The sequence below is a fragment of the Streptococcus mitis genome (genome assembly GCF_946190285.1).
In the GTDB taxonomy this organism is placed as follows: Bacteria; Bacillota; Bacilli; order Lactobacillales; family Streptococcaceae; genus Streptococcus; species Streptococcus mitis_CP.
In genome coordinates this window covers 227,295-253,287 of the sequence record NZ_CAMHZX010000001.1, presented here as the reverse complement: position 1 = coordinate 253,287, position 25,993 = coordinate 227,295, and the positions used below count along the sequence as shown (strand labels likewise).

Annotated in this window: 23 protein-coding genes and 1 pseudogene; 2 read left to right on the top strand and 22 right to left on the bottom strand. The window is 40.2% G+C overall.

The annotated features are described in order from the left end of the window. Window positions 1-190: 190 nt before the first annotated feature. The 18 genes from lepA to N8L39_RS01185 form a co-directional block, all read right to left on the bottom strand. Window positions 191-2,014 (bottom strand): translation elongation factor 4, encoded by a 1,824-nt coding sequence (gene lepA, locus N8L39_RS01270; RefSeq protein WP_261009938.1) that lies wholly within the window; start codon window positions 2,012-2,014, stop codon window positions 191-193. Window positions 2,015-2,092: 78 nt separating this feature from the next. Continuing rightward, entirely contained in the window at window positions 2,093-2,821 is a 729-nt protein-coding gene (locus N8L39_RS01265; RefSeq protein WP_261009939.1) for a metallophosphoesterase family protein, read from the bottom strand. A 1-nt stretch (window position 2,822) separates the two neighbouring features. Beyond that, window positions 2,823-4,490 (bottom strand): DNA repair protein RecN, encoded by a 1,668-nt coding sequence (recN, locus tag N8L39_RS01260; protein ID WP_261009940.1) that lies wholly within the window; start codon window positions 4,488-4,490, stop codon window positions 2,823-2,825. A 6-nt stretch (window positions 4,491-4,496) separates the two neighbouring features. Further along, window positions 4,497-4,928 carry an arginine repressor gene (locus N8L39_RS01255; protein WP_020900686.1) on the bottom strand — a complete coding sequence of 144 codons (432 nt, stop codon included), beginning with the start codon at window positions 4,926-4,928 and terminating at the stop codon, window positions 4,497-4,499. After that, window positions 4,921-5,736 carry a TlyA family RNA methyltransferase gene (locus N8L39_RS01250; RefSeq protein ID WP_261009941.1) on the bottom strand — a complete coding sequence of 272 codons (816 nt, stop codon included), beginning with the start codon at window positions 5,734-5,736 and terminating at the stop codon, window positions 4,921-4,923. Before N8L39_RS01250 ends, N8L39_RS01255 begins: the two co-directional genes overlap by 8 nt. Beyond that, window positions 5,729-6,604: a polyprenyl synthetase family protein gene (locus N8L39_RS01245; protein ID WP_261009942.1), complete on the bottom strand. Its 876-nt coding sequence runs from the start codon at window positions 6,602-6,604 to the stop codon at window positions 5,729-5,731. Before N8L39_RS01245 ends, N8L39_RS01250 begins: the two co-directional genes overlap by 8 nt. Further along, entirely contained in the window at window positions 6,601-6,813 is a 213-nt protein-coding gene (locus tag N8L39_RS01240) for an exodeoxyribonuclease VII small subunit (RefSeq protein WP_033629613.1), read from the bottom strand. Before N8L39_RS01240 ends, N8L39_RS01245 begins: the two co-directional genes overlap by 4 nt. Next, window positions 6,791-8,131, bottom strand: a complete 1,341-nt coding sequence (xseA, locus tag N8L39_RS01235) for an exodeoxyribonuclease VII large subunit (RefSeq protein WP_261009943.1) — start codon at window positions 8,129-8,131, stop codon at window positions 6,791-6,793. The genes N8L39_RS01240 and xseA overlap by 23 nt, the downstream gene beginning before the upstream one ends. 127 nt (window positions 8,132-8,258) lie before the next feature. Then, the gene (gene udk, locus N8L39_RS01230; RefSeq protein ID WP_001181377.1) at window positions 8,259-8,897 is read right to left on the bottom strand and encodes a uridine kinase; all 639 of its coding nucleotides are present in this window, start codon (window positions 8,895-8,897) and stop codon (window positions 8,259-8,261) included. Between the two features lie 112 nt (window positions 8,898-9,009). Continuing rightward, on the bottom strand, window positions 9,010-9,888 hold the full coding sequence (gene truB / locus N8L39_RS01225) for a tRNA pseudouridine(55) synthase TruB (protein ID WP_261009944.1): 879 nt from the start codon (window positions 9,886-9,888) through the stop codon (window positions 9,010-9,012). 74 nt (window positions 9,889-9,962) lie between these two features. After that, window positions 9,963-10,763, bottom strand: coding sequence for a hypothetical protein (locus N8L39_RS01220; protein ID WP_261009945.1), 801 nt, complete (start codon window positions 10,761-10,763; stop codon window positions 9,963-9,965). Between the two features lie 9 nt (window positions 10,764-10,772). Further along, window positions 10,773-11,570 (bottom strand): hypothetical protein, encoded by a 798-nt coding sequence (locus N8L39_RS01215; protein WP_261009946.1) that lies wholly within the window; start codon window positions 11,568-11,570, stop codon window positions 10,773-10,775. A 31-nt stretch (window positions 11,571-11,601) separates the two neighbouring features. After that, window positions 11,602-11,859, bottom strand: a complete 258-nt coding sequence (locus N8L39_RS01210; protein ID WP_033681693.1) for a hypothetical protein — start codon at window positions 11,857-11,859, stop codon at window positions 11,602-11,604. Window positions 11,860-11,892: 33 nt separating this feature from the next. Then, window positions 11,893-12,693, bottom strand: coding sequence for a hypothetical protein (locus N8L39_RS01205; protein ID WP_261009947.1), 801 nt, complete (start codon window positions 12,691-12,693; stop codon window positions 11,893-11,895). A 9-nt stretch (window positions 12,694-12,702) separates the two neighbouring features. Then, window positions 12,703-13,521: a hypothetical protein gene (locus N8L39_RS01200; protein ID WP_261009948.1), complete on the bottom strand. Its 819-nt coding sequence runs from the start codon at window positions 13,519-13,521 to the stop codon at window positions 12,703-12,705. A 25-nt stretch (window positions 13,522-13,546) separates the two neighbouring features. Beyond that, entirely contained in the window at window positions 13,547-14,821 is a 1,275-nt protein-coding gene (locus N8L39_RS01195) for a DUF2130 domain-containing protein (protein ID WP_261009949.1), read from the bottom strand. A gap of 95 nt (window positions 14,822-14,916) precedes the next feature. Further along, complete coding sequence (locus N8L39_RS01190; RefSeq protein WP_261009950.1) at window positions 14,917-16,197, bottom strand: O-acetylhomoserine aminocarboxypropyltransferase/cysteine synthase family protein; 1,281 nt, start codon at window positions 16,195-16,197, stop codon at window positions 14,917-14,919. Between the two features lie 147 nt (window positions 16,198-16,344). Beyond that, window positions 16,345-17,142: a formate/nitrite transporter family protein gene (locus tag N8L39_RS01185; RefSeq protein ID WP_261009951.1), complete on the bottom strand. Its 798-nt coding sequence runs from the start codon at window positions 17,140-17,142 to the stop codon at window positions 16,345-16,347. Between the two features lie 266 nt (window positions 17,143-17,408). Between N8L39_RS01185 and N8L39_RS01180 the strand changes: the two are divergent. After that, window positions 17,409-18,665: pseudogene (locus N8L39_RS01180) on the top strand (ISL3 family transposase). Window positions 18,666-18,707: 42 nt separating this feature from the next. Here N8L39_RS01180 and N8L39_RS01175 read toward each other — a convergent pair. Together N8L39_RS01175 and gyrA are read right to left on the bottom strand one after the other, a co-directional pair. Next, the gene (locus tag N8L39_RS01175; protein ID WP_023947195.1) at window positions 18,708-19,451 is read right to left on the bottom strand and encodes a class A sortase; all 744 of its coding nucleotides are present in this window, start codon (window positions 19,449-19,451) and stop codon (window positions 18,708-18,710) included. Beyond that, window positions 19,451-21,919 carry a DNA gyrase subunit A gene (gyrA, locus tag N8L39_RS01170; RefSeq protein ID WP_261009952.1) on the bottom strand — a complete coding sequence of 823 codons (2,469 nt, stop codon included), beginning with the start codon at window positions 21,917-21,919 and terminating at the stop codon, window positions 19,451-19,453. Before gyrA ends, N8L39_RS01175 begins: the two co-directional genes overlap by 1 nt. A 194-nt stretch (window positions 21,920-22,113) precedes the next feature. On the opposite strand from gyrA, the gene N8L39_RS01165 reads away from it, so the two are divergent. Next, window positions 22,114-23,100, top strand: a complete 987-nt coding sequence (locus N8L39_RS01165; RefSeq protein WP_000204729.1) for an L-lactate dehydrogenase — start codon at window positions 22,114-22,116, stop codon at window positions 23,098-23,100. 318 nt (window positions 23,101-23,418) lie between these two features. Here the strand turns inward: N8L39_RS01165 and pyk are convergent, their stop codons facing one another. Together pyk and pfkA are read right to left on the bottom strand one after the other, a co-directional pair. Beyond that, the gene (gene pyk, locus N8L39_RS01160; RefSeq protein WP_049488757.1) at window positions 23,419-24,924 is read right to left on the bottom strand and encodes a pyruvate kinase; all 1,506 of its coding nucleotides are present in this window, start codon (window positions 24,922-24,924) and stop codon (window positions 23,419-23,421) included. 58 nt (window positions 24,925-24,982) lie between these two features. Further along, the gene (gene pfkA, locus N8L39_RS01155; protein WP_000820863.1) at window positions 24,983-25,990 is read right to left on the bottom strand and encodes a 6-phosphofructokinase; all 1,008 of its coding nucleotides are present in this window, start codon (window positions 25,988-25,990) and stop codon (window positions 24,983-24,985) included. Window positions 25,991-25,993 lie beyond the last annotated feature (3 nt).

The window sequence follows — 25,993 nt, the reverse complement described above, 5'->3', positions numbered from 1 at the left end:
TCTGTTCTTTTTTGTCTCTTTTTTTATATTTTTGTTGTTTTTATAGTTTGTTGCTAAAAAACAAACACATAAACAAACATTCCAAACATTTTTGCTGTTCTAGAAACTAAAAAAGCAGACCATCTAAGCCTGCTTTACGATTAATTCTTATATAAATTTCCTATGAACAAGGAAAGGCATTTCTGATAACTTACTCTTCATCCATACTCAAGACGCTGAGAAAGGCTTCTTGTGGAACTTCTACTGATCCGATGGCTTTCATACGCTTCTTACCAGCTTTTTGTTTTTCAAGGAGTTTACGTTTACGAGAAACGTCACCACCATAACATTTAGCAAGTACGTTCTTACGAAGGGCCTTGATATCAGTACGAGCCACAATCTTATGTCCAATAGCTGCTTGGATTGGAACTTCAAATTGTTGACGAGGAATAATTTTCTTGAGCTTATCAACGATGAGTTTTCCACGTTCGTAGGCAAAATCCTTATGAACGATGAAACTGAGGGCATCCACCTTGTCTCCATTGAGAAGGATATCCATTTTCACCAGCTTAGACGGACGATACTCTGACAATTCGTAGTCAAAGCTTGCATAACCACGCGTCGAAGACTTAAGCTTATCAAAGAAGTCAAAGACGATTTCAGCAAGTGGAATTTGATAGATGACATTAACACGGTTATCATCAATATAGTCCATCGTCACAAAGTCCCCACGCTTGCGCTGTGCTAATTCCATCACTGCTCCAACAAACTCCTGTGGTACCATGATTTGCGCCTTAACATATGGCTCCTCAATGGTCGCAATCTTAGTTGGGTCTGGGAACTCAGATGGGTTAGACACATCCATAGACTCACTGTCGGTCAAATTAACCTTATAGATAACAGACGGAGCTGTCATGATGAGGTCGATGTTGAACTCACGTTCCAAACGTTCTTGGATAACATCCATATGAAGAAGGCCAAGGAAACCACAACGGAAACCAAATCCAAGTGCCTGAGATGTTTCTGGTTCAAATTGGAGACTAGCATCATTCAGTTGCAATTTTTCAAGGGCTTCACGTAGGTCATTGTACTTGTTTGACTCAATTGGGTAGAGACCTGCAAAAACCATAGGATTCATCTGCTTGTAGCCATGTAATGGCTCTGCCGCAGGATTGGTTGCCAAGGTAACGGTATCACCCACACGCGTATCCTGAACCGTCTTAATAGAAGCCGCAATATAACCAACGTCACCAGTCGCAAGAAAATCACGACCAACTGCTTTGGGTGTAAAAATACCAACTTCTGTCACATCAAAGGTCTTGCCATTGCTCATGAGCTGAATCTTATCACCAGGTTTGACCACTCCATCCATGACACGAACTTGGAGGATAACCCCACGGTAAGCATCGTAAACAGAGTCAAAAATCAAGGCCTTAAGTGGCGCCGTCACATCACCTGTTGGAGCTGGCACTTTTTCTACGATTTGCTCGAGGATTTCTTCAATCCCGATTCCGGCCTTGGCAGATGCTAAGACTGCTTCGCTGGCATCCAAACCAATGACATCCTCAATCTCAGTACGCACGCGCTCAGGGTCTGCTGCTGGCAGGTCAATTTTATTAATGACTGGCATGATTTCCAAATCATTATCCAAGGCCAGATAAACGTTGGCAAGGGTTTGAGCCTCAATCCCTTGAGCAGCATCGACCACCAAAATCGCTCCCTCACAGGCAGCTAGCGAACGCGAAACTTCATAGGTAAAGTCAACGTGCCCCGGCGTGTCAATCAAGTGGAAAATATAAGTTTCCCCATCTTTAGCAGTATAATTCAGCTCGATGGCATTCAACTTAATGGTAATCCCACGTTCCCGTTCTAAATCCATGCTATCCAAAAGCTGGGCCTGCATTTCACGGCTTGACACGGTCTCTGTCTTTTCCAAAATGCGGTCTGCTAGAGTCGATTTCCCGTGGTCAATATGGGCGATAATAGAGAAGTTACGGATCTTCTCCTGTCGTTTTTTCAATTCTTCTAAGTTCATGATTCTCTTCCTTTCAGGGTATCTATTTATTATAAATTGTTTTTGACATTTTGACAAGACCATACCCTGCTAGGAGTACTAATCTTCAGCGATAAAACCGTCATTTTCGATAAAGTGGTGTTCTGTCATTCCTTGGTCTGTAAAGACAATTCCATGAAGGACACCACCGTAGACAGCTCCTCCGTCCATCCCAATCTTACCATCTTCTGTAGTCCAAAGCTCAGCTGTACCTCGGTCTTGATTCAACAAACCATAAACTGGTGTGTGACCAAAGACAATAGTTTTCCCAGTATGATTTTCGGCTTCGTGGAATGGTTTTCTAAGCCAGACTTTCTTGTAATCTGTGGTTTCATGCCAGTCGTCTAATGTCAAATCAATACCTGCGTGAACAAAGATATACTTATCTGTCTCTACCACAAACGGCATTTGACGAATAAATTCGACCAAGTCTGCCGCTTCAGTGGTAACCCGCTTGGCATCTTCTACCCCATCAACTGGTGCATCCAAGGGACGACCTAGGATAGAGTTAATGGTTGTATCTCCACCATTGCGACGATAATGGTCATAACTTTCTTCTGGGTCATCTAGCCAAGTCAAAAACATATACTCGTGATTTCCTGACAAACAGATCGCCCCTTGATTATCGACCAAGTCCTTGACCATTTCAAGGACACGGCGACTATCTTCACCACGGTCAATCAAATCCCCTAGAAAGAGCAACTGGGTCTGACCATCCCATGTTTTGAGAAGGTCTTCCAGCATCCCAGCTTTTCCGTGGACATCTCCAATTACATAATAGTCTGTCATCTTATTTCTCCCTGTTTCTCAACAATTCTCTGGCTTGCGTCAGGGCTGCTTCCGTCACATCATCACCTGCCAACATCTTAGCAACTTCTTCCACTCGCTCTTCAACCGTCAAGAGACGAACAGTCGAAACCGTTGAATGCTCATTGCTAATCTTCTCAATAAAGAATTGATAATCCGCAATCGCAATCACTTGTGGCAAATGGGAAATAGCCAGAACCTGACCATGTTGGCCAATCTTGTGAATCTTCTGTGCAATGGCCTGAGCTACACGGCCTGAAACTCCCGTATCCACCTCATCAAAGACAATGCTAGTCTTGCCTTCTTTACGTGAAAAGGCAGATTTAATAGCTAGCATGAGACGGGATAATTCCCCACCAGAAGCAACCTTGACCAAAGGTTTAAAGTCTTCGCCAGGGTTGGTTGAAATGTAAAACTCAACCATTTCATTTCCCTGACGACTGAATTTTCCCTTGCTAAAACGAACCTGAAACTGGGCTTTTTCCATATAAAGGTCTTGCAGTTCTTGTTTAATCTCAGCTTCAAGCTGCTGAGCCAAATCATGACGAGCAGATGCAAGCTGACCTGCCAAGTCGACAAGATTAACTTCCAATTTCTTGAGCTCAGCTTCCATGTCCTCAGACGAGAGATTATTGCCTGTCAAGAGATTGTATTCTTCCGTAATCTTGGCAAAATAAAGCAAAACATCGTCTACAGTCCCACCATACTTGCGGGTAATAGTATGAAGGAGATCCAAACGATTCTCAACCTGCATGAGACGATTGCCATCAAAATCAAGGTCCTCAATAATAGCTTCCAGACGCTTGCTAATGTCTTCTAAGACATAGTAGGTCTCAGACAGAGAACTTGAAATTTCACGGTATTCAGGGTCATACTCTTCGACACTTTCCATGTCATTCATGGCTGAACGAACATTGGCTAAACTTGAAAAGTCTTCATTGTCCAACATGCTGTAGGCATTGGTCAGTGTATCCGCAATATTTTTATGGTTGAGCAGTTTATCACGCTCTTGATTAAGAGCCAAATCTTCTCCAGCCTGCAAGTTTGCTGCCTCAATCTCTGCCATTTGAAATTCCAACATTTCGATACGTGCCTTGTGTTCCTGTTGGTTTTTCTTGACTTCCAGAACCTGCTTACGCATTTTACGGTAGGAATCAAAACTCGTTTGATAGGTTTCTTTCAAGGCCCAAAAGGCTGTATCACCAAATTCATCCAACATCTGGATATGCAGTTGAGGACGCATTAACTCCTCTTGGTCATGCTGACCATGAATATCTACTAGATGTTGTCCAATAGCACGCAAAACAGACAGATTGACCATCTGGCCATTGACACGGCTGATACTCCGACCATTTTGCAAGATTTCCCGACGGATGATAATTTCATCCCCCATTTCCAAACCTTGCTCATCAAAAATTTCCTGCAAAAGGCGACTATTCTCGACTGAGAAAAGTCCCTCAATCTCTGCCTTTGGCGCACCATGACGAATAACATCTGTCGTAGCACGAGCTCCCAACATCATATTCATGGCATCAATGATAATCGACTTCCCTGCACCCGTTTCACCAGTCAGGACAGTCATCCCCTTTTCAAAATTGAGGGAAATAGCCTCAATAATGGCAAAGTTTTTTATCGAAATTTCAAGTAACATATAGACCTACCAATTTTTTACTTGTTCAAAGATTTCCTCAGCTAGACTTTCACTTCTTGCAATGACTAAAATCGAGCTATCATCAGCTAAACAGCTAAAAATCTTGTCAGCAAAAGTCTCAATTAACTGAGCTTTTACAAAAGCTGTATTTCCTGGAATAACTTGGAGATTGATCATCTTGTCCATCAATTCAGCTGACTCAATATTGTCTTCAGCCAGTTGCAAACTTTTTACGATTGATTTTGGCAATTCATAGACATAGGTGTTGTCTCTCAAAGGAATTTTGACAATACCCAGCTCTTTGATATCCCGTGATACCGTTGCTTGAGTAGCAGTGATTCCTGCCTCTTTCAAATGTTCTACAATTTCTTCTTGTGTGCCGATTTGATAATCTGTCACAAATCGTCTAATTTTTTCAAGTCTCTCTTTTTTATTCATTTTTAAATTGACTATGCGCCCTCTCTACTACTTCTTCAATTTCAGCAAGAACCTGATTACTTGCTGACTCTTCTTTTTTCAAATACACTAAAAACTCAATATTTCCATGACCGCCTTGGATAGGAGAAAAATCCAATCCAAGGACTGAAAAGCCTTCCTCTACTGCCATAGCTGTTACAGATTCAAGGACATTCTGATGAACTTTAGCATCTCGAATAATTCCATTTTTCCCAATCTGCTCACGTCCTGCCTCAAACTGGGGCTTAACCAGAGCCACAACCTGACCTTGATCAGCCAACACACGGTGCAAGGCCGGAAGAATCAGACTGAGGGAAATGAAACTCACGTCAATGCTGGCAAAGCTCGGTTCCTGCTCGAAATCAGTCTTTTCAGCATAGCGGAAATTGAACTGCTCCATACTGACAACCCGTGGGTCTTGGCGTAGTTTCCAAGCCAATTGATTGGTACCGACATCGACTGCAAAGACTAACTCAGCACCATTTTGCAACATAACATCGGTAAAACCTCCAGTAGAGGCACCGATATCAATCGTTGTAGCTCCTTCAACTGACAAATCAAAGACCTGCAAGGCCTTCTCCAGTTTCAAACCACCACGGCTAACATACTTGAGTTTCTCCCCCTTGAGTTTTAGCTCGGTGTCATCTGGAATTTTCTCTCCTGGCTTGTCAAACCGTTCTCCATTAAGGACTGCTACGACTAGACCAGCCATGACACCGCGCTTGGCCTGTTCTCGCGTTTCAAACAAGCCCTGTTTATAAGCTAGTACATCCACTCTTTCCTTAGTCATTGATCCTCAAACTTTCTACTACACTTACAATCGATTCTATCTCAAAAGGAACCTGCTGGGCAATTTCTTCTAATTTGGCATTAGCTTGATCCAGAGTTTGGTTACAAAAGGCAATTGCCTCTTCCAAGCCCAACAAGGCTGGATAGGTTGATTTTTCTGCCTGCAGGTCCTTTTGAGGTGTCTTGCCAATTTCCTCAAAACTAGCTGTCACATCCAGTACGTCATCTCGAACTTGAAAAGCAAGTCCAATCAATTCACCAACAGTTTTCAGTTTTGCCTGCATCTCAGGTACCAATTCGGATATGATAGCAGCCGCTTGGAAAGGAAAGGCTAGTAGTTTTCCAGTCTTATTAGCATGAATGGTCTGAAGTTCTTCCAAAGACAAATGCTGGTGTTCACCTTCCATGTCTAAAACCTGACCTGCAACCATGCCTAGACTTCCTGAAGCAAGCGATAAGTTGGCAATCAAGTCCACCTTGATCTGACTTGGCAAATCTGCCTGCGCTATCAAGGCATAGGGATCTAGGAATAAAGCATCTCCTGCCAAAATTGCCATTGCTTCTCCAAATTTCTTATGGTTGGTCAAACGTCCCCGACGGTAATCATCATCATCCATAGCAGGAAGATCATCGTGAATCAAACTCCCTGTATGAATCATTTCCAAGGCCGCAGCCACCTGTGCATGTGCTGGTTTAATAGCCACCTGCAAGGCTTCCAGAACTTCTAACAGAAGAAAAGGCCGAATACGCTTGCCACCAGCATGAATGGAATAGAGAACAGACTCTCGCAAACTAGAGGCAAACTGCTGGTCTCCATAAAAGTCTTCCAAAGCCGACTCAACAAGAGCTAATTTTTCTTGCTTTTTCATTCAAAATCACTTTCTGTTCCGTCTTCTTGCATGACCTTGACCAAGGTCTTTTCAGCCTTGTCCAGCGTCGCTTGGAGCTCTTTTGACAAGATCATGCCCTTTTGAAAGGCAGCAATCGCATCTTCCAAAGCAATTTCACCATTTTCCAAACTTTGGACAATAGTCTCCAGTTCTGCTAGATTTTCCTCAAATTTCTTTTGTTTTGACATCTTTAACCTCTAATTCTACTTGACCATCCCGCATCAAAAGCGTCACTTGGTCTTTTTTCTTCAAACTCTCAACCGAATCAACTACGGACTCTTCTTTTTTGACAATAGCATAACCACGCGCCACGATTCGACCGGTATCCAACATCAACAAGGCTTCCGAAAGTCGTTTCACCTCAGCAACCTTGGCATCATAAACCAGCGCCATTTGGCTACGGAGGAGCTTATCCAACTGGCCTAGACGGTCTTGATAACGTTGAATTTTGGTAACAGGTGATAATTGTACCAGTCGATGCGTCCTTGCTTGGACGACCTGTTTGTTATCAGAAATCTGTGTACGTAAACTTTGTTTTAAGCGCAGTTGCAGTTGATCCAAGCGTTGCATATAGCCATCATACAAACGCTCTGGCTGTCTAAAGATGACTGACTGACTACATTTTTTCAAAGATTCTTGTTTCTTAGATAGGACATTTCGGACTGCCGTAGCCATCCGTTTTTCCTGATTTTGCAAATGAGCTAATAGATCCAACTTTGTCACAGGTGTTGCTAGTTCAGCTGCCGCTGTCGGCGTCGCAGCGCGGCGATCTGCCACAAAATCTGCCAAGGTCACATCCGTCTCATGCCCCACACTAGAGATAACTGGCAAACGAGATTCAAAAATAGCTCGTACCACAATTTCTTCGTTAAAGGCCCAGAGATCCTCTATGGAACCACCACCACGACCAATAATCAGCAAATCCAAATCGTCTCGTTGATTAGCACGCGCAATATTTCGAGCAATTTCCTCTGCTGCTCCATCTCCTTGAACCTTAGTCGGATAGAGAAGGATATCAACACCTGGAAATCGCCTGCTGACGGTCGTGATAATATCTCGAATAACGGCTCCACTGCGACTGGTCACTACACCAATTCTCTTAGAAAATTGGGGCAGAGGTTGCTTGAAGCGTTCTTGAAACAGGCCTTCTTCTGTCAATTTTTTCTTGAGTTGCTCAAACTGAATCGCAAGCGCACCAACTCCATCAGGCTCTGCCTTTTCAATGATGATGGAGTAGCTACCACTTGGTTCATAGACCTGCACACGCCCAATCACATTGATCTTCATTCCTTCTTCCAGGTCAAAACCTAATTTCTGATAAATCCCAGACCAAATAGTCGCTTGAATAACTGCATGGTCATCTTTTAGGGAGAAATATTGGTGAGTAGGTCGTTTACGAAAGTTGGAAACTTGACCAGTTAAATAGACCCGTTCCAAGTAAGGGTCTTTATCGAATTTCATTTTCAGATACTTGGTCAAAGTTGTTACCGATAAATACTTTTCCATCTCCACCTACTATTCATTTTCTTGCTCTTTCATGGGTATTATTATACCAAAAATATACCTAAAAATCTCCATTTATGTACCATTATGAGGGAAAAATAGAAAAAGGAGGCAAAGCCTCCACATCTGATTATTTGCTATTTCGAGCTTCTTCCAAAATCTTTTCAATCTTGGTCGTCAACAGGTCGATAGCAACTGTATTGCTGACTCCCTCAGGAATGACGATATCGGCATAACGCTTGGTTGGCTCGATAAACTGATGGTACATGGGCTTGACCACACCTAAATACTGGTCAATAACGCTATCAAGGCTACGGCCACGCTCTTCCATATCACGCTTGATCCGACGAATAATGCGCACATCATCGTCTGTATCCACAAAAATCTTGATATCCATCAAATCACGCAGACGCTTGTCCTCCAAGACCAAAATCCCCTCAACGATAAAGACATCTTGAGGCTCTTGACGATAGGTCTTGCTGCTTCGTGTATGCTCTGTATAGTCATAGGTCGGGATGTCCACCGGACGCCCTGCCAACAATTCCTTAATCTGCTCGATCATCAAGTCTGTATCAAAGGCAAAAGGATGGTCGTAGTTGGTTTTGACACGCTCTTCAAAGGTCAAATGAGACTGATCCTTGTAGTATGAATCATGCTCAATCATGGAAATCTTTTCATCAGGAAAATGCGATAAAATGGCTCTTGAAACACTGGTCTTACCACCACCAGAACCACCTGTCACTCCGATAATGATTGGTCTATTTTGCATGCTATCCTCCGTTTTTTTATCCGTCGTCTATTCTATCACATTTTTTGCAAAATTTATAGTCTGGTTTGGATAATCTAGGGGAAACAATTCCAATTTCTACACTTCAATTATACTAACGAAAAACCTTCCTTGGCTTGTAGAGATTGTCCCGTTTTTCTAGAATGGCTAGCAATTTATCATCTTCAAAGGCAGCTAATTCTTGTTCTGTTTGTTCGAGTTCTATAAAACGACCAAAGCGCACTTCTGTAGCCTCTTCTGGAGTTAGGAAAACTTTGACAAGGTCGCCCGTCCCAATCTCTAGAGGATGAAGAAAGTCCAATTGACCAGCCTCCACTTTTGCAGCAATTTCTTCCAATGTAAGAGCATCTTCAAGCTGTAGACCGGCAGCACTAGTCCGTGTTAGATGTGACATATGAGCCGCATAACCAAGCTTCTCTCCCAAATCAACTGACAAGGTACGGATGTAAGTCCCCTTGCTACATTTCACACGAAAAGTAAAACGTGCTAAATTCCCCTCATAAGCAATCGGACTTGTCCGTTCAAATTGATAAATGGTCACCTGACGCTCTGGACGCTCTACTTCTTGACCTGCACGCGCATACTCATAGAGTTTGCGACCATTAACCTTAACAGCCGAATACATAGGTGGTATCTGGGTAATAGGCCCAGTCAAGCTAGCAATCGCTTCATCGACAAGCTTTTCATCCAAGGGCGATAAAACAGGTGTCTCTGCGACCACTTCCCCACTAGCATCCTCTGTCGTCGTTGAATAGCCAAGAGTGATTTCCCCCTCATAGACCTTGCCCTCGTCCTGCATAAACTCGACCATGCGGGTTGCCTTGCCAACTGCAATAGGCAAAACACCCACCACATCCGGATCCAAGGTCCCACCATGACCAATTTTCTTTGTTCCCAAAATCTTACGCAGTTTAAAAACCGCATCATGCGAGGTCATCCCTGCTTCTTTTTTTAAGTTGATAATACCGTTCATATCTTGCTTTCTAATTCCCTTTTCACTTTACATCAACATATTCTATCTTAGACAGATTTTAAAACTATATCAGCTCATTTTTCTAAATACTTCCTAGCTTCCTGAACATAAAAGAGCTCTGGATTTTCATGGGCGATACTTTCAAACAAACTACGGGCACGAGCTTCATCTCCTTTTAATTGGGCATTGAGAGCGCCGTAATAAGAAAACACGATTCGAGCTAGCTTACTTTCTGGTTCAGTAATGTCGAAGTAGTCGTTCGCTTCTTTATTGAACACAATATCTTTTATGGCTTGGGCTTGAGCAACAAGTATAGCTTTGCCTCCTTTAAAATCTGGTGCCTTGGACAATTGTTCCTCAAAGAAAGCAATATCTTGCGCATCTTGAAGATGAATGGAAACTGTTAATAGTTCAAAGCTTGATATTAAAAACGCAGGGGTTCTGAATCTCTTCCAAATTTTTTTCAAATCATATTTGGACATATTTTCCTTGGCAGCTTGAAAATCTCCTTTTAAATAAGCCACTCGACCTTGGATAATTTGGTAATTCTCACGATATGTTGCCCTAAAGGGCTTAATAGATTTTTCTGATTGAACTCTTAACATGTCTTCATATAGCTTAAGATCAATAGAATCGTGTAACACTAGAACAATAACTTTGCTTAGGACAAAACGTAGATATAAGATCCAGATGACTACAAGTAGCATCAGTAAAGCGAGTATTAACCCCCACCGTTTTGTTTCAGGTTGACGTTCTAAAAAAATTGCTAATGCTCCTATAATCATTGATATAATATAACTTAACTGACTAATAGTCTCAATTTGTAGAAGAGTGTTTTCTGTCGCCCTACTTACTATTTTTTTTACTAATTTCATATATTACTCTCATTTCACTAATTCTAAATATTTCTTCGCTTCCTGCACACAAAAGAGTTCTGGATTTTCATGGGCAATGCTTTCAAACAAACTTCGGGCACGAGCCTCATCTCCTTTTAGCTGAGCATTGAGAGCTCCGTAATAAGAGAACATGATTCGAGCTAATTTATTTTCTGGTTCGGTGGTGTCGAAGTAGCCTGTAACTTCTCCATTGAGTATTTTTGATACTGGTTCAATTAAATCCAACATTCTATTTTTATCAATTCTTTTAATTTTTTCCCAATCATAAGAAACTAAAAGTTTAGAAATTTCATCCGTCTCCCTTAAATGAAGGTATGATAATGATTCTATAAATACGATGTTTAGTTCATAAATACGTTTCAAATTCAATTTAGAACTTTTAACTCTTATTCGTTCAGCATATTGGATTGCCTCACTAAAATTCCCTTGATAGAAAGCACACCTAGCTAAACCCAGATTTAATGCATTTAAATTCCCTGTTCTATTATCAGGACGCCTTTCATAAGTTTCAGTTAAAAGAGAAATATATTTTACAAAATTCACTTGCTCGTATAAAATAACTTCTGCAACGTGATTTACTAAAAAATGAGTTATTACAACGATAATAGTCAGTAATGTTAGAAATATGAGCAATAATGTAGTAACGACGGTTGATTTTACGAATAATAAACTAATTGCTGTTGCAATAATTGTCCAACGTAGATAAAATAAAATAAAAACCTCCAGTATACTGCAGATTCGAATTGATGACCAATTCGAGATATTCTTAGAAATATTATCTAACATAAAAAACTCCTATAAAAAATTACAAACTAATTTATACAAACAAACTAGCTAAATAAGCTAGTAAAGCACCTCCAGCTGTGACAAGTTCCCCGCCAAAGAAGAATGCAGTCGCTACTACAACTCCAATTACTACTTCCTTAGGATGCTCTACAACCCAATTAAAAGCAATACCAACTACCTCACCAGTTGTATTAAAAATTTGAGTGAGATGATCTATCGTTCTTACCCCCGTCTCATTAGTAGTTTTAACTGTTGCGTAGTCTTGTTTGACCTGGTTATGTTCTTTCACATAGGTGACGTACGGTAAGAACTTATATCAGTTTTATCTTTCTAAATAGCTCTTCGCTTCCTGCACACAAAAGAGTTCTGGATTTTCATGGGCAATGCTTTCAAACAAACTACGGGCACGTTCTTCATCTCCTTTTAGCTGGGCATTGAGAGCGCCGTAATAAGAAAACATGATTCGAGCTAACTTACTTTCTGGTTCAGTAATGTCGAAGTAGTCGTTCACTTCTTTATTGAACACAATATCTTTTATGGCTTGGGCTTGAGCAACGAGTTTAGCTTTGCCTCCTTTAAAATCTGGCGCCTTGGACAATTGTTCCTCAAAGAAAGCAATATCTTGCGCATCTTGAAGATGAAGAGAAACTTTTAATAGTTCAAAGCTTGATATTAAAAATGTATAGTTTCTTAATCTACCCCAAATTTTTTTCAAATCATATTTGGACATATTTTCCTTGGCTGATTGAAAATCTCCTTTTAGATAAGCCACTTGTCCCTGAATAAATTGAAAATATTCTTGATACGTTGCCCTATAAATCTTAATCGATTTCTCAGATTGAACCCTAAACATGTCTTCATAGAGTTTAATATTAATAGCATCATTTAACATTAGATAAACAACTTTGCTAGATACAAATCTTAAATAAAATACAAAGACAAGAGCAAAAAAGTCAATAACTAATAATATGAGTCCCAATATTTCCAAATTGCTTTGAAATACTAAGAATACTGCCATCGCATCAACAACTAAGACTAAAAATACGCAAATTAGAATAACCCTATCAAGTTGTAGAAGAGTGTTTTCTGTCGCCCTACTTACTATTTTTTTAACTAATTTCATATATTACTCTCATTTCACTGATTCTAAATATTTTTTCGCTTCCTGAACATAAAAAAGTTCTGGATTTTCATGAGCGATACTTTCAAACAAACTACGAGCACGAGCTCCATTTCCTTTTAGCTGGGCATTGAGAGCTCCGTAATAAGAGAACATGATTCGAGCTAACTTATTTTCTGGTTTGGTGGTGTCGAAGTAGTCGTTTGATTTTTTATTGCAATAGATATCAACAATAGCCTTTAAACTCAAAATTTCTTTCTGATATTTTAAAAATTGCGATTGAACATTACTTGTTAGTTCTTCAATTTCTACCATTAATTCTTGCAATTCTAAACAATCATTCAAATGAACTAAGTTTAGGATGCTATAATACTTGATATGAAATATATAGTAGAGACTTTTGAATTTTTTTAGATTACTATTTTTTATTTTATTCAGCAATTCTAAACTATCTTGGAAGTGTCCTCTATAAAAGGATACTCTTGCATTTGCCAAATATTTTGGAAGAATCTGAACATTTCTATTTAAAGAATTTGCATCAGCTCTAGCAACTATATCCTGATACTTTGTTAAATTGATATCCTCAAATAAAATTTCAATTAAAGCCCTATCTAGTAATAATTTAGATAGAAGAATAAACAATATAAGAAGGACAAGAAATACTGTTAATACCTTTGTGTAAGTGGTCGATGAATGGTTAAAAATATAAACATAAAACATTACTGTTGAAAACACTAAAAAATACAGCAAATATTTAAATATAATTTTAAGAAAAATTAATTCAATTTTATCAGCTGACCATGTTCTAATAATTTCTATAGTTCTTTTCATATAAATCTCTGTTCCTAAGGGAATTCTACTCCCCCTTCAATGCTTCAAACTTCGCTTTCATGGTTGGATTTTTACGGGTCAATTTTTTAACTGAAACATCTTCCAACTTGTTGTTCGCTAGACGAAGTTGGTTTTCGGATGTGGTTAGGAACTTCTTGACCTCTTCCATGCGTTTGATGGCCTTGTCGATTTCATCAATAGCTTTTCCAAAGTTGGTCGAAGCAGAGTTGTAGTTCTTGGCAAAAGCTAATTTAAAGGCATCCAAGTCTTCCTCAAAATGCGTAATATCAATATTTTGCTCCCGAACCAAGGCCAACTCTTGCTTGTATTTCAAAGAATTAAGAGCTGCATTACGTAAGAGACCAATCAACTGGATAAAGAATTGAGGACGAACCACATACATCTTTTCGTACTCGTGGCTGACGTCAACAATCCCTGTGTTAAAGTAGTCATTATCGGCCTCAAGCATAGTCACCAAAACCGCATATTCGCAGTTCTTTTCACGACGGTCCTTGTCCAATTCCTTGTAAAAATCTGCGTTCTTGTGCTTCTTCTCTGTCCCGTCCGCTTCATTTTTCATCTCAAACATGATAGAAATGATTTCGACCCCATTTTCATCACATTCACGGAAGATAAGATCCCCTTTGGAACCACGCGCAGAGACCTTGTTATCCTTCTCAAAGTAAGCATTTGGAAAGGCAAAACTACGGACCTTGTTAAACTCACTCTCTGCATAGTGTTCCAGACTTTCCCCAATCGCTTTTGTAGATTGTTGAGCCTTAAAGTTCTTGTAAAATTCGACTTGTTCACTGGCTGCTTTAAGCTGGGCTTCGTAATTTTGCTTAACAGAAGCCAAAGACAGCTCATTTTCCTTTTCTTGCAAGAGGAGCTGATTTTTAACCTGATCCCGTTCTTTTTCTAAGTCAGAAAGGGTCTTTTGCAGTTGATTTTCATGCTCTAAACGCAAGGTAGCCAATTGGTTCTCCAAGGCCTGCACTTCCTTGTCCTTTGCTAATAAAGCCTGATGGTTTGTCTGTTCAACCTCTTTCTTGGCCAATTCTTTTTCTGTATCAAAGTTTTGGATTTGACTCTGTAATTGCGCAATTTCTTGGTCTTTTTGAGCTAGTTTAGACTGCTGTTCATTCATAGCCTTTTGCTCAGCCAAGGCCAGTCCCTGCTTCATCCGATCATGTAGTTCCTTATCAAACTCTGCCGTTCTCACTTGGGATAAAAGTTCAGCATACTGGCTCTCATTTACTGTAAAGACTTCCCCACAGTTGGGGCATTTGATTTCGTTCATATCGTTCCTCTTTCTAGACTTCTGTAACCATTATATCATGCCTAAGGGAAAATCAAAAACAGCGAGTCGAAACCCACTGTTTATCTTCTTTTACTTTAAATTTTTTCCAAGGCCAAGCGCAAGTCTTCAATCAAATCATCTACATTTTCAAGACCGATAGACAAGCGGATTTGGTTTGGTGTGACACCTGCTGCTTCTAAGTCTTTTTCTGACAATTGACCGTGAGTGGTTGTTGCTGGATGAACAACAAGCGATTTAGCATCTGCTACGTTTGCAAGGTCAGAGAAGATTTCTAAATGATCAATTACCTTGCGTGCTTCTGCCTCCCCACCTTTGACATGGAAGGTAAAGATTGAACCCACACCTTTAGGCAAGTATTTCTCTGCCAAGGCATGATAAGGACTATCAGCAAGTTTTGGATAGTTTACCTTTTCTACCTTAGGATGGTTGACAAGAAAATCAACAATTTTCTCAGCATTTTGCACATGGCGTTCCACCCGAAGTGAAAGGGTTTCAAGTCCTTGAAGCAACAAGAAAGCATTAAATGGCGACAAGGCCGCCCCTGTATCACGAAGCAATTGAACACGGACAGCGATAATAAAGGCTGCTGCACCCACATCACGAGTATAGCTCAAATTGTGGTAGCTTGGGTCTTCCTCAACAAATTGAGGGAATTTCCCTGAAACCGCCCAGTCAAAACGCCCGCTATCGACAATCACTCCTCCAATAGTCGTACCATGCCCACCGATAAACTTAGTCGCAGAGTGAATAGCAATATCTACACCGTGAGAAAAAACATTAATCAAATAAGGTGTTGCAAAGGTATTATCCGAAACTAGTGGAATCTGGTGTTTATGAGCAATCTCAGCCAATTTTTCCAAGTCAGGAATGTTTATCAAAGGATTCCCCAAGGTTTCAATCAAGACAAGCTTGGTATTGTCATTGATAGCTGCTTCCACTTCCTCCAAATTTTCAATATCGACAAAGGTTGTTGTGATCCCATAACGAGGAAGGGTTTCTTTCAAGAGATTGAAAGTTCCACCGTAAATAGTTGATGCTGCCACTACATGGTCACCTGCATGAGCAAGAGCCAAAATCGTATAAGTCACTGCGGCCATACCTGATGCTGTTGCAAGAGCTCCAACACCACCTTCAAGGGCAGCGATTCTTTCTTCAAAAGCAGCCGTTGTAGGATTGGTAATACGAGTATAAATGTTCCCTGGTTTTCTCAAGGCAAACAAATCGGCACCTTCCTGCGTGTCATCAAAAACAAAGGATGTTGTTTGATAAATTGGCACTGCACGAGACTTGGTAGCTGGATCCACAACTTGACCAGCATGTAGTTGCAAGGTTTCAAATTTTAAATCACGAGTCATAAAACGACCTCCAAATAGTTTGATTAAGGATATTGTAGCACCTTAAGGTATAGTTTACAAATATCAGTTTTCTATATTTTGATATAAGAAATAGCTATTACTCTATTTTAAAAACGAAAAAAGCACGACTCAATCGTGCTCATTTTCTTAATCTACATAAGTATCTTCATTTTTATTGAGGAAGGCATATGGAAGACCAACCAAGAGACCACCACCGATCAAGTTCCCAATGAAGGTTACACCCCAGTGACGAAGCATATTTCCAACACCGAAGTTAGCAATTGAATCAGCAGCAACACTGAATTTCACAATCGCGAAAGAAGCAAAGTTCGCAGCAATGTGCTCGTTTGTTAAGAATACAAACATGTAAATCGCTGACAACACAAGCCAAAGTTTGGCACCGCCATCTTTGACCAAAATAAATGAAAGAATCGCAATATTTACGAAAATATTTGCCAAAATCGCCTCAAGCAAGATTAATTCATTTGAGCGACCTAACTTCATCTCAACAACACCTGAGATGAAACTATCGTGAGTCAGATGTGCATAGGCTGCTGAGTGGGCAAAGCCCCAACCTGCTATCAAGGCTCCGATAAGGTTGAACAAGGTACAGTAAAGTAAAATCTCAGCTGTCTTTCTCCAAGAGATTTTTTTCAAGAAACTACCAGCAGTCAAGAACATCATGTTTGATGTTACCAACTCGGCATTCAAGAAAACAATGTAGGCCAATCCCCAAGCAAAGACAAAGGGGAAGAGGAAACGTCCACTACCTGGTGCAATTTTATTAATCAAGTCAGCCCCAACTGCACCAGCTGCTGTACTGAAGGTTAAAAATGCACCTGCGAACATAGAACGAATCGCATACTTAAATTTGCTTTGACTATAAAGACTTTCCTTCTTCTTGCAAGCAAATTCAATCTTTGAGATAAATTCTGAAGAAACCATAATAAACTCCTAAAAATTTTTTACCTGATAATTATATCACAAACTTTAGAATTAAGGAAGCGTTTTCTGTATTTCATAACAGTTTATTTTGAAACTCTATCTATAAAAAAATCAGTAAAACCTAAGATTTTACTGATTTATCTGGCTCTATAATATTTGTAGTGGGTGAATCCCCTATAGATATTATGGAGCCGATTTTGTTGTAGAAAAAAAGTCCCATAAAATCTATAATGAAAAGCGACCAAACCATCATTAGAAAGAATCCTATGGAACAATTACATTTTATCACAAAACTACTCGATATTAAAGACCCTAATATCCAGATTCTAGACATCATCAATAAGGATACACACAAGGAAATCATCGCCAAACTTGACTACGACGCCCCATCTTGTCCTGATTGTGAAAGTCAAATGAAGAAATATGACTTTCAAAAACCGTCTAAGATTCCTTACCTCGAAACAACTGGTATGCCTACTAGAATTCTCCTTAAAAAACGCCGTTTTAAGTGCTATCACTGTTCAAAAATGATGGTCGCCGAAACCTCTCTCGTCAAGAAAAATCACCAAATCCCTCGTATTATCAACCAAAAAATTGCTCAGAAGCTGATTGAAAAAACTTCTATGACCGATATTGCCTATCAGCTGTCCATTTCAACTTCAACTGTCATTCGCAAGCTCAATGACTTCCGTTTTAAGCATGATTTTTCTTGTCTTCCTGAGATTATGTCTTGGGATGAGTACGCTTTTACTAAGGGAAAGATGAGCTTCATTGCACAAGATTTTGAAAAGCTCAATATTATCACTGTTCTTGAGGGACGAACACAAGCTATTATCCGAAATTACTTCCTTAAATATGATAGGGCAGTCCGATGTCGAGTGAAAATCATTACTATGGATATGTTTAGTCCCTACTATGACTTAGCTAGACAACTTTTTCCGTGTGCTAAAATCGTTCTATATCGTTTCCATATTGTGCAACATCTTAGCCGTGCTATGAGTCGTGTCCGTGTCCAAATCATGAATCAGGTTCATCGAAAATCCCATGAATACAAGGCCGTCAAGCGCTACTGGAAGCTCATCCAGCAGGATAGTCGTAAATTGAGTGATAAACGTTTTTATCGCCCTACTTTTCGTATGCACTTAACGAATAAAGAGATTCTTGACAAGCTTTTGAGCTATTCAGAAGACTTGAAACACCACTATCAGCTCTATCAGCTCTTGCTTTTTCACTTCCAGAATAAGGAACCGGATAAATTTTTCGGGCTCATTGAGGACAATCTAAAGCAGGTTCATCCTCTTTTTCAGACTGTCTTTAAAACCTTCCTCAAGGATAAATAGAAAATTGCCAACGCCCTTCAACTACCCTATTCCAACGCCAAACTGGAAGCCACCAATAATCTTATCAAACTTATCAAGCGCAATGCCTTTGGATTTCGGAACTTTGAAAACTTCAAAAAACGGATTTTTATCGCTCTGAATATCAAAAAAGAAAGGACGAAATTTGTCCTTTCTCGAGCTTAGCTTTTCATCAACCCACTACAGTTGACAAAGAGCCATTTATCTTTAATAACGTTGTTTATATGGTTGATTGAAAGCTGTTAGAATTTCTTCAGGTGTTTGTGAATAATCTTTTGTATCTTTCAAGTCACCTTTTACGATAATACGTTCTGTCGCATCATAGTCAACACAGGTTACAAGTGTGATTTCATCAACTCCAGTACGGTCATCAATCTCATCAACGCGATCTGGAGTCACATGCTTCACTTCGCGGATTTCATAGGTATAAACTTTATCCTTATCAGTTAGATAAATTTTCATCCCATTTTTAGCGCGTGATAATGGAGAAAAGAGCATTTGGCTGGCATTTTCCGCCGTGAAGATGTGATGGCTCGCAAGGGAATAGTTTCCTTTCCCCATCACTTGATCACGCTTCATTGTACCAGCTCCATAGAAAAGATTGACATTATCCAGTCCCTTAAAAATAGGCAAGTTAATTTCTACCTCAGGGACAGCAATTCCACCGATAACTGGCAATTTTTGCGAATCCCATTGTGAGGATAAGACAGCTTCTGACGAGATGGCTTTTACGGAATCAAAGTCAAAATTCCCTTCTGTATCTTGATTTTCTTCCAATTTTTCTTTTGATACCTGGCTGACTTGGTATTTATTGGTATTCCAAACCATGAACATATCACGAATTTTTGAATTGAAAATCAAAGCTATTGACAAGATGATTAAGAATCCTGCCAAGATATTGATTAGTAAATTTTTACGGTTTGTTTTCTTTTTGTTCTTTTTATGAGACATTATGCTTCACCTTCTGTTTCGTTTTCTGTCCCAACTTCTTCTTTTTCTGCCGCTGCAACCGTAGTAAAGGTTACAATTTTAGCATCTTGGTCCAGGCGCATCACTTTAACTCCCATAGTTGAGCGACCTGTTTGAGAAATATTGGCAACGTTGGTTCGAATCATGACACCAGTATCAGTAATAATCATCAAATCTTCATCGCCTTTAACGGTCATAAGACCAGCAAGAGAACCGTTCTTTTCTGTAATCTTAGCGGTTTGCATCCCTTTACCACCACGACCTTTAGTTGGATATTCGGTCGCAACTGTGCGCTTACCATACCCCTTTTCTGTGATGATAAGAACCTCGTCCTGGTCTGAAATCACACTAGCACCAATAACTGTGTCTCCGTCACGAAGGTTAACACCTTTCACACCAGTGGCGATACGACTCATACCACGAACAGCTGATTGATTAAAGCGAACTGAATAACCAAACTTGGTACCAATGATAATATCCGTGTCCTCTTCTGTCAGCAAGACATTAATCAACTCATCTTCATCCTTGAGGTTTAAAGCCTTGAGTCCATTCTGACGAATGTTAGCAAATTCCTTAACGCTGGTTCTCTTCACAATACCATGACGAGTTGTGAAGAAGAGGTAAGCATCATCGCTGCGTTCAGATTCAACATTGATGATGGTCTGAATACTTTCACCTTCATCCAATTTCAAAAGATTGACAATTGGCAATCCCTTAGCAGTACGGCCATATTCAGGAATTTCATAGCCTTTCAGGCGATAGACCCGTCCTTTATTTGTAAAGAAGAGTAGGTGATCATGGGTACTAGTTGACACTAACTCACGAACAAAATCGTCATCCTTAACACCTGTACCTTGAACACCACGCCCCCCACGTTTTTGAGCAGTAAACTCAGCTTGGTCCAGACGTTTGATGTATCCTTTATTAGAAAGAGTGATCAAGACATCAGCTTCTTCAATTAGATCCTCATCTTCAAGACTCAAGACTTCACCGACCATCAATTCCGTACGACGTTGATCACCAAACTTACGCTTGACTTCATCTAATTCATCCTTGATGATTTGAGAAACACGTTCCGGCTTAGCTAAAATATCTGCTAAATCCGCAATCAGAGCCAAGAGTTCATCATACTCAGACTGAATCTTATCGCGTTCCAAACCTGTCAAACGACGGAGACGCATATCAAGAATGGCTTGACTTTGACGTTCAGATAACTTGAATTTGCTCATCAACTCAGCTTGTGCTTCCGCATCCGTTTCACTAGCACGGATGATACGAATCACTTCGTCGATATGGTCTAGTGCAATTAAGAGACCTTCTAAAATGTGTGCACGCGCTTCTGCTTTTTCCTTGTCAAAACGAGTACGACGAACAACCACTTCTTTTTGGTGCTCGATATAAGCATCCAAAATCTGACGAAGAGACAAAATCTTGGGTACCCCATTTTGGATAGCAAGCATATTGAAACCAAAGTTGGTTTGCATCTGGGTCATCTTGAAGAGATTATTAAGGATAACATTGGCTGAGGCATCGCGTTTGACTTCAATAACAAATCGAACACCTTCACGGTTTGACTCATCACGTACTGCTGTGATGCCCTCAATACGCTTTTCCTGAACCAAACGAACAATATGCTCATGCACCTTTGTTTTGTTGACCATATATGGGAATTCTGTTACAACGATGCGCTCACGGCCAGTCTTAGTTTCTTCGATTTCAGTACGAGAACGAAGGACAATCGATCCTTTACCTGTTTCATAAGCCTTATGAATACCTGATTTCCCCATAACAAGAGCACCAGTTGGAAAATCTGGCCCAGGTAAGACTTCCATCAAGTCCTTAGTGGTCACTTCAGGATTGTCCATAACTAACTTCACTGCATCAATGGTTTCACCCAAGTTATGAGGTGGAATATTGGTTGCCATACCGACAGCGATACCAGTAGCTCCATTAACTAAAAGATTTGGAAAACGCGCTGGCAAGACCAAGGGTTCACGTTCATTGGCATCATAGTTATCAACGAAATCAACCGTATTTTTATTGATATCACGAAGCATCTCCAGAGCAATCTTACTCATACGTGCCTCAGTGTAACGCTGTGCGGCTGCACCGTCTCCATCCATGGAACCAAAGTTCCCATGACCATCTACAAGCATGTAACGGTAGCTCCACCATTGAGCCATACGAACCATGGCTTCATAGATAGAGGAATCCCCGTGTGGGTGATATTTACCCATGACATCCCCAGTAATACGAGCAGATTTTTTATGTGGTTTGTCTGGAGTAACACCCAATTCATTCATTCCATAGAGAATCCGACGGTGAACGGGTTTCAAGCCATCTCGAACATCAGGAAGGGCCCGCGCTACGATAACACTCATGGCGTAGTCGATAAAGCTCGTCTTCATCTCCTTTGTCAGATTGACATTCACTAAATTTCTATCCTGCATTAATAAATGCCTCATTTCACTATTAGTAATTAACTATATTATACCATAATGTCCGCTATATTTCAGGTATCTAAAATCACTAAAACGTTTACATCAAGAACTGAAATGCATATCCGTGACAAAGCTTTTCAAAAGTGATAAAATTGAAATAACTGGGGAAATCCCTGAATAAAATTAAGGAGATGTTTAGAATAATGACTTCAACTAAACAACACAAAAAAGTTATCCTTGTCGGTGATGGTGCTGTAGGTTCTTCTTACGCTTTTGCACTTGTTAACCAAGGAATTGCACAAGAGCTTGGAATTATCGAAATTCCACAATTGCATGAAAAAGCTGTTGGTGATGCACTTGACCTTAGTCACGCCCTTGCCTTCACTTCACCTAAAAAAATCTATGCAGCTCAATACTCTGACTGTGCAGACGCTGACCTTGTTGTAATCACTGCAGGTGCGCCTCAAAAACCAGGTGAAACTCGTCTTGACCTTGTAGGTAAAAACCTTGCTATCAACAAATCAATCGTAACTCAAGTTGTTGAATCAGGTTTCAAAGGTATCTTCCTTGTTGCTGCTAACCCAGTTGACGTCTTGACTTACTCAACTTGGAAATTCTCTGGATTCCCTAAAGAACGCGTTATCGGTTCAGGTACTTCACTTGACTCAGCTCGTTTCCGTCAAGCACTTGCTGAAAAATTGGATGTTGATGCTCGTTCAGTGCACGCCTACATTATGGGTGAACACGGTGACTCTGAGTTCGCTGTTTGGTCACACGCTAATATCGCTGGTGTAAACCTTGAAGAATTCCTTAAAGACACTCAAAATGTTCAAGAAGCTGAATTGATTGAATTGTTCGAAGGTGTTCGTGATGCAGCCTACACAATCATCAACAAAAAAGGTGCAACATACTACGGTATCGCAGTAGCCCTTGCTCGTATTACTAAAGCAATCCTTGACGATGAAAACGCAGTACTTCCACTTTCAGTATTCCAAGAAGGTCAATATGGAGTTAAAAACGTCTTTATCGGTCAACCAGCTGTTGTAGGTGCACATGGTATTGTTCGTCCAGTAAATATCCCATTGAACGACGCAGAAACTCAAAAAATGCAAGCATCTGCAAATGAATTACAAGCTATTATTGACGAAGCTTGGAAAAACCCAGAATTCCAAGCTGCTTCTAAAAACTAATTTAGATAGTAATAACTCCTTGAGTCATCAGGGAGTTATTTTTTATCTGTATTTTAACTAAACATTTTATGAAGTTTACGTAAAAAAACAACATAACTTTAAAAGCTATCATGTCACAGTTTGGGCATAAATCCGAAAACTACCAATTAGATCTATACTCACGTTACAAAAAATCTGAAGCAAGCAGTACTTGACGCACTTGATACCGTCCCATTAAATCGAAAGTAAAAAGTTTTGCTCCATTTGTGCTCCATAGACAAAAAAAGAGCCCATCATACAGGCTAGAAAGCTTGATATGATAGGCTTTTTTCATTTTAATTAGCGTACTGTGCGGATACGCATTGTATTTGTACGAACAGCTTCTCCAACTGGTACACCAGCTACGATAACGATATCGTCACCAGATTGTACAAGACCTGCTTCAACTGCTTTACGTTCAGCAATTTCGAACATATCGTCAGTTGAAGATGGAGCATCTGTCAACATTGGGATAACACCCCAGTTCAACATCAATCCACGTTCTGTCAATTCGTCGAATGTCAATGCCAAGATGTCAGCATTTGGACGGTATTTAGAGATCAAACGTGCAGTGTGACCTGTCTTAGTAAGAGTTACAACCAATTTAATGTCCATTGAGTTAGTAGCATCTTTAACAGCTGAAGCCATTACTTCTGTCTTAGAGTTACGTTCAAATGAATCTGAGTTCAAACGACCGTATTCGTTAAGAAGAGTTTGAGCGTTCTTGTCGATTGTAGCCATTGTAGTTACTGACTCAAGTGGGTATTTACCGTTTGCAGACTCACCTGAAAGCATTGTTGCGTCAGTTCCGTCGATAACAGCGTTAAATACGTCTGATACTTCTGAACGAGTTGCACGTGGTTTTTCAGTCATTGTTTCAAGCATGTTTGTTGCAGTGATAACAACTTTACCTGCAGCATTGACTTTAGTGATGATCATTTTTTGGTAAACTGGAACCATTTCGAATGGTACTTCGATACCCATGTCACCACGAGCGATCATGATACCATCAGCAGCTTCGATGATTTCATCCAAGTTATCAATACCTTGTTGGTTTTCGATTTTAGCGAACAATTGAACGTGTCCGTTTCCAGTTTCTTTACAGATTGCACGAACTTCGTTAACGTCTTTTGCAGTACGTACGAATGAAATCGCGATGAAGTTGATACCTTGTTCAAGACCAAAGCGAATATCGTCGTTATCGCGTTCAGCAAGAGCTGGGAAAGGAATTTTAGTGTTAGGGATGTTAACACCTTTTTGTTTAGCAATTACGCCATCGTTTTCAACTTCAACTTCAAATTCACGAGTTGCATCATCTTTAGCAACCACACGAAGACCAAGTTTACCATCGTCAACCAAAACTTGACGACCAACTTCAACATCATCATAGATATCAAGAGCACCAGCAACGTTTAATGCGATCACATCACGAGTTGATTTGATTCCTTGCTTAGTAGCAACACGAATTTTTTCACCAGTTGTGTAAGAGTACTCTTTTGCATCTCCTTCAAACAATTCAGTACGGATTTCTGGTCCTTTTGTATCAAGAAGGAAACCAACTTTTTTACCTGCAAGTTTTTCTGCAAGTTTAACAGTTGCCATACGGTCACCTTGTTCTTGGTGGTCACCGTGTGAGAAGTTGAAACGGAATGTGTTAGCACCAGCTTCAATCAATTTAGCAATATTTTTAGCTGAAGCTTCAACATCAAGTTTTTCACCCCAGTATCCGTCATCACCAAATTTTTTACCACCACGGATTTCTACCGCAGGTCCCAAAGTTGCAACGATTTTTACACGTTTATTCATGATTTTTGTGACTCCTTTATATATATGACCTTTTTGGTCTTTTTAACAAAATTATAAATTATGACAAGCTCTTATTCAAGCTAGATAGCTCAAGGTCAGCCTTGTGTGGGTTGTTAACCACAATCTTCCCATCTGCAGTAAGGCTAAACAATGCTCCCTCTTCTGCAGTTCCAAGAATTGGGTTTTCAACCATTTTCTCGTTACGGATACCAACCGCAACACCACCGATACCTTCTTTAAGAAGTTTAACAGCATGTGCACCCATACGTGATGCCAAAACACGGTCACGCGCAGTTGGAGAACCACCACGTTGAATATGTCCAAGTTCTGTCACACGAAGGTCGCTTGTATCCCCAGCTTCTTTTAGTTTTTGACCAAATTCAGCTGCTGACATCACACCTTCTGCCAAGACGATGATATTGTGTTTTTTACCACACTCATAACCACATTTAATGCTTTCTACAATATCTTCAATCTTGAATCCTTCTTCAGGAATGATGATTTCATCAGCACCAGTTGCAATACCAGCCCAAAGAGCGATATCACCAGCGTTACGTCCCATAACTTCGATAACAAAAGTACGACGGTGACTTGATGATGTATCACGAATCTTATCGATAGCATCCATAGCAGTTGTAACCGCTGTGTCAAAACCGATTGTAAAGTCAGTACCAACGATATCGTTATCGATTGTACCTGGAAGACCGATAGCTGGGAAGCCATGTTCAGTCAAACGCATAGCACCGTGGTAAGATCCGTCACCACCGATAACAACTACACCTTCAATCCCGTGTTTTTTCAATTGCTCAATCCCTTTAAGTTGCCCTTCAAGTTGAGCGAACTCTGGGTAACGAGCTGAGTGAAGGAAAGTACCACCACGAGAAATGATGTCTCCTACTGAAGCCGCATCTAGGGGATGAATTTCACCAGCAACCATACCAGCATATCCATCATAGATACCAAATACTTCCATTCCTTCTGAAATTGCTTGACGAACAACTGCACGGATGGCAGCGTTCATACCAGGGGCGTCTCCACCACTAGTCAAAACAGCAATACGTTTCATATT

What these genes read in the sequence shown, in the direction of transcription:
- lepA (WP_261009938.1), bottom strand. Translation starts at nt 2,014, where the DNA reads ATGAACTTAGAAGAATTGAAAAAACGACAGGAGAAGATCCGTAACTTC.
- N8L39_RS01265 (WP_261009939.1), bottom strand. Translation starts at nt 2,821, where the DNA reads ATGACAGACTATTATGTAATTGGAGATGTCCACGGAAAAGCTGGGATG.
- recN (WP_261009940.1), bottom strand. Translation starts at nt 4,490, where the DNA reads ATGTTACTTGAAATTTCGATAAAAAACTTTGCCATTATTGAGGCTATT.
- N8L39_RS01255 (WP_020900686.1), bottom strand. Translation starts at nt 4,928, where the DNA reads ATGAATAAAAAAGAGAGACTTGAAAAAATTAGACGATTTGTGACAGAT.
- N8L39_RS01250 (WP_261009941.1), bottom strand. Translation starts at nt 5,736, where the DNA reads ATGACTAAGGAAAGAGTGGATGTACTAGCTTATAAACAGGGCTTGTTT.
- N8L39_RS01245 (WP_261009942.1), bottom strand. Translation starts at nt 6,604, where the DNA reads ATGAAAAAGCAAGAAAAATTAGCTCTTGTTGAGTCGGCTTTGGAAGAC.
- N8L39_RS01240 (WP_033629613.1), bottom strand. Translation starts at nt 6,813, where the DNA reads ATGTCAAAACAAAAGAAATTTGAGGAAAATCTAGCAGAACTGGAGACT.
- xseA (WP_261009943.1), bottom strand. Translation starts at nt 8,131, where the DNA reads ATGGAAAAGTATTTATCGGTAACAACTTTGACCAAGTATCTGAAAATG.
- udk (WP_001181377.1), bottom strand. Translation starts at nt 8,897, where the DNA reads ATGCAAAATAGACCAATCATTATCGGAGTGACAGGTGGTTCTGGTGGT.
- truB (WP_261009944.1), bottom strand. Translation starts at nt 9,888, where the DNA reads ATGAACGGTATTATCAACTTAAAAAAAGAAGCAGGGATGACCTCGCAT.
- N8L39_RS01220 (WP_261009945.1), bottom strand. Translation starts at nt 10,763, where the DNA reads ATGAAATTAGTAAAAAAAATAGTAAGTAGGGCGACAGAAAACACTCTT.
- N8L39_RS01215 (WP_261009946.1), bottom strand. Translation starts at nt 11,570, where the DNA reads ATGTTAGATAATATTTCTAAGAATATCTCGAATTGGTCATCAATTCGA.
- N8L39_RS01205 (WP_261009947.1), bottom strand. Translation starts at nt 12,693, where the DNA reads ATGAAATTAGTTAAAAAAATAGTAAGTAGGGCGACAGAAAACACTCTT.
- N8L39_RS01200 (WP_261009948.1), bottom strand. Translation starts at nt 13,521, where the DNA reads ATGAAAAGAACTATAGAAATTATTAGAACATGGTCAGCTGATAAAATT.
- N8L39_RS01195 (WP_261009949.1), bottom strand. Translation starts at nt 14,821, where the DNA reads ATGAACGAAATCAAATGCCCCAACTGTGGGGAAGTCTTTACAGTAAAT.
- N8L39_RS01190 (WP_261009950.1), bottom strand. Translation starts at nt 16,197, where the DNA reads ATGACTCGTGATTTAAAATTTGAAACCTTGCAACTACATGCTGGTCAA.
- N8L39_RS01185 (WP_261009951.1), bottom strand. Translation starts at nt 17,142, where the DNA reads ATGGTTTCTTCAGAATTTATCTCAAAGATTGAATTTGCTTGCAAGAAG.
- N8L39_RS01175 (WP_023947195.1), bottom strand. Translation starts at nt 19,451, where the DNA reads ATGTCTCATAAAAAGAACAAAAAGAAAACAAACCGTAAAAATTTACTA.
- gyrA (WP_261009952.1), bottom strand. Translation starts at nt 21,919, where the DNA reads ATGCAGGATAGAAATTTAGTGAATGTCAATCTGACAAAGGAGATGAAG.
- N8L39_RS01165 (WP_000204729.1), top strand. Translation starts at nt 22,114, where the DNA reads ATGACTTCAACTAAACAACACAAAAAAGTTATCCTTGTCGGTGATGGT.
- pyk (WP_049488757.1), bottom strand. Translation starts at nt 24,924, where the DNA reads ATGAATAAACGTGTAAAAATCGTTGCAACTTTGGGACCTGCGGTAGAA.
- pfkA (WP_000820863.1), bottom strand. Translation starts at nt 25,990, where the DNA reads ATGAAACGTATTGCTGTTTTGACTAGTGGTGGAGACGCCCCTGGTATG.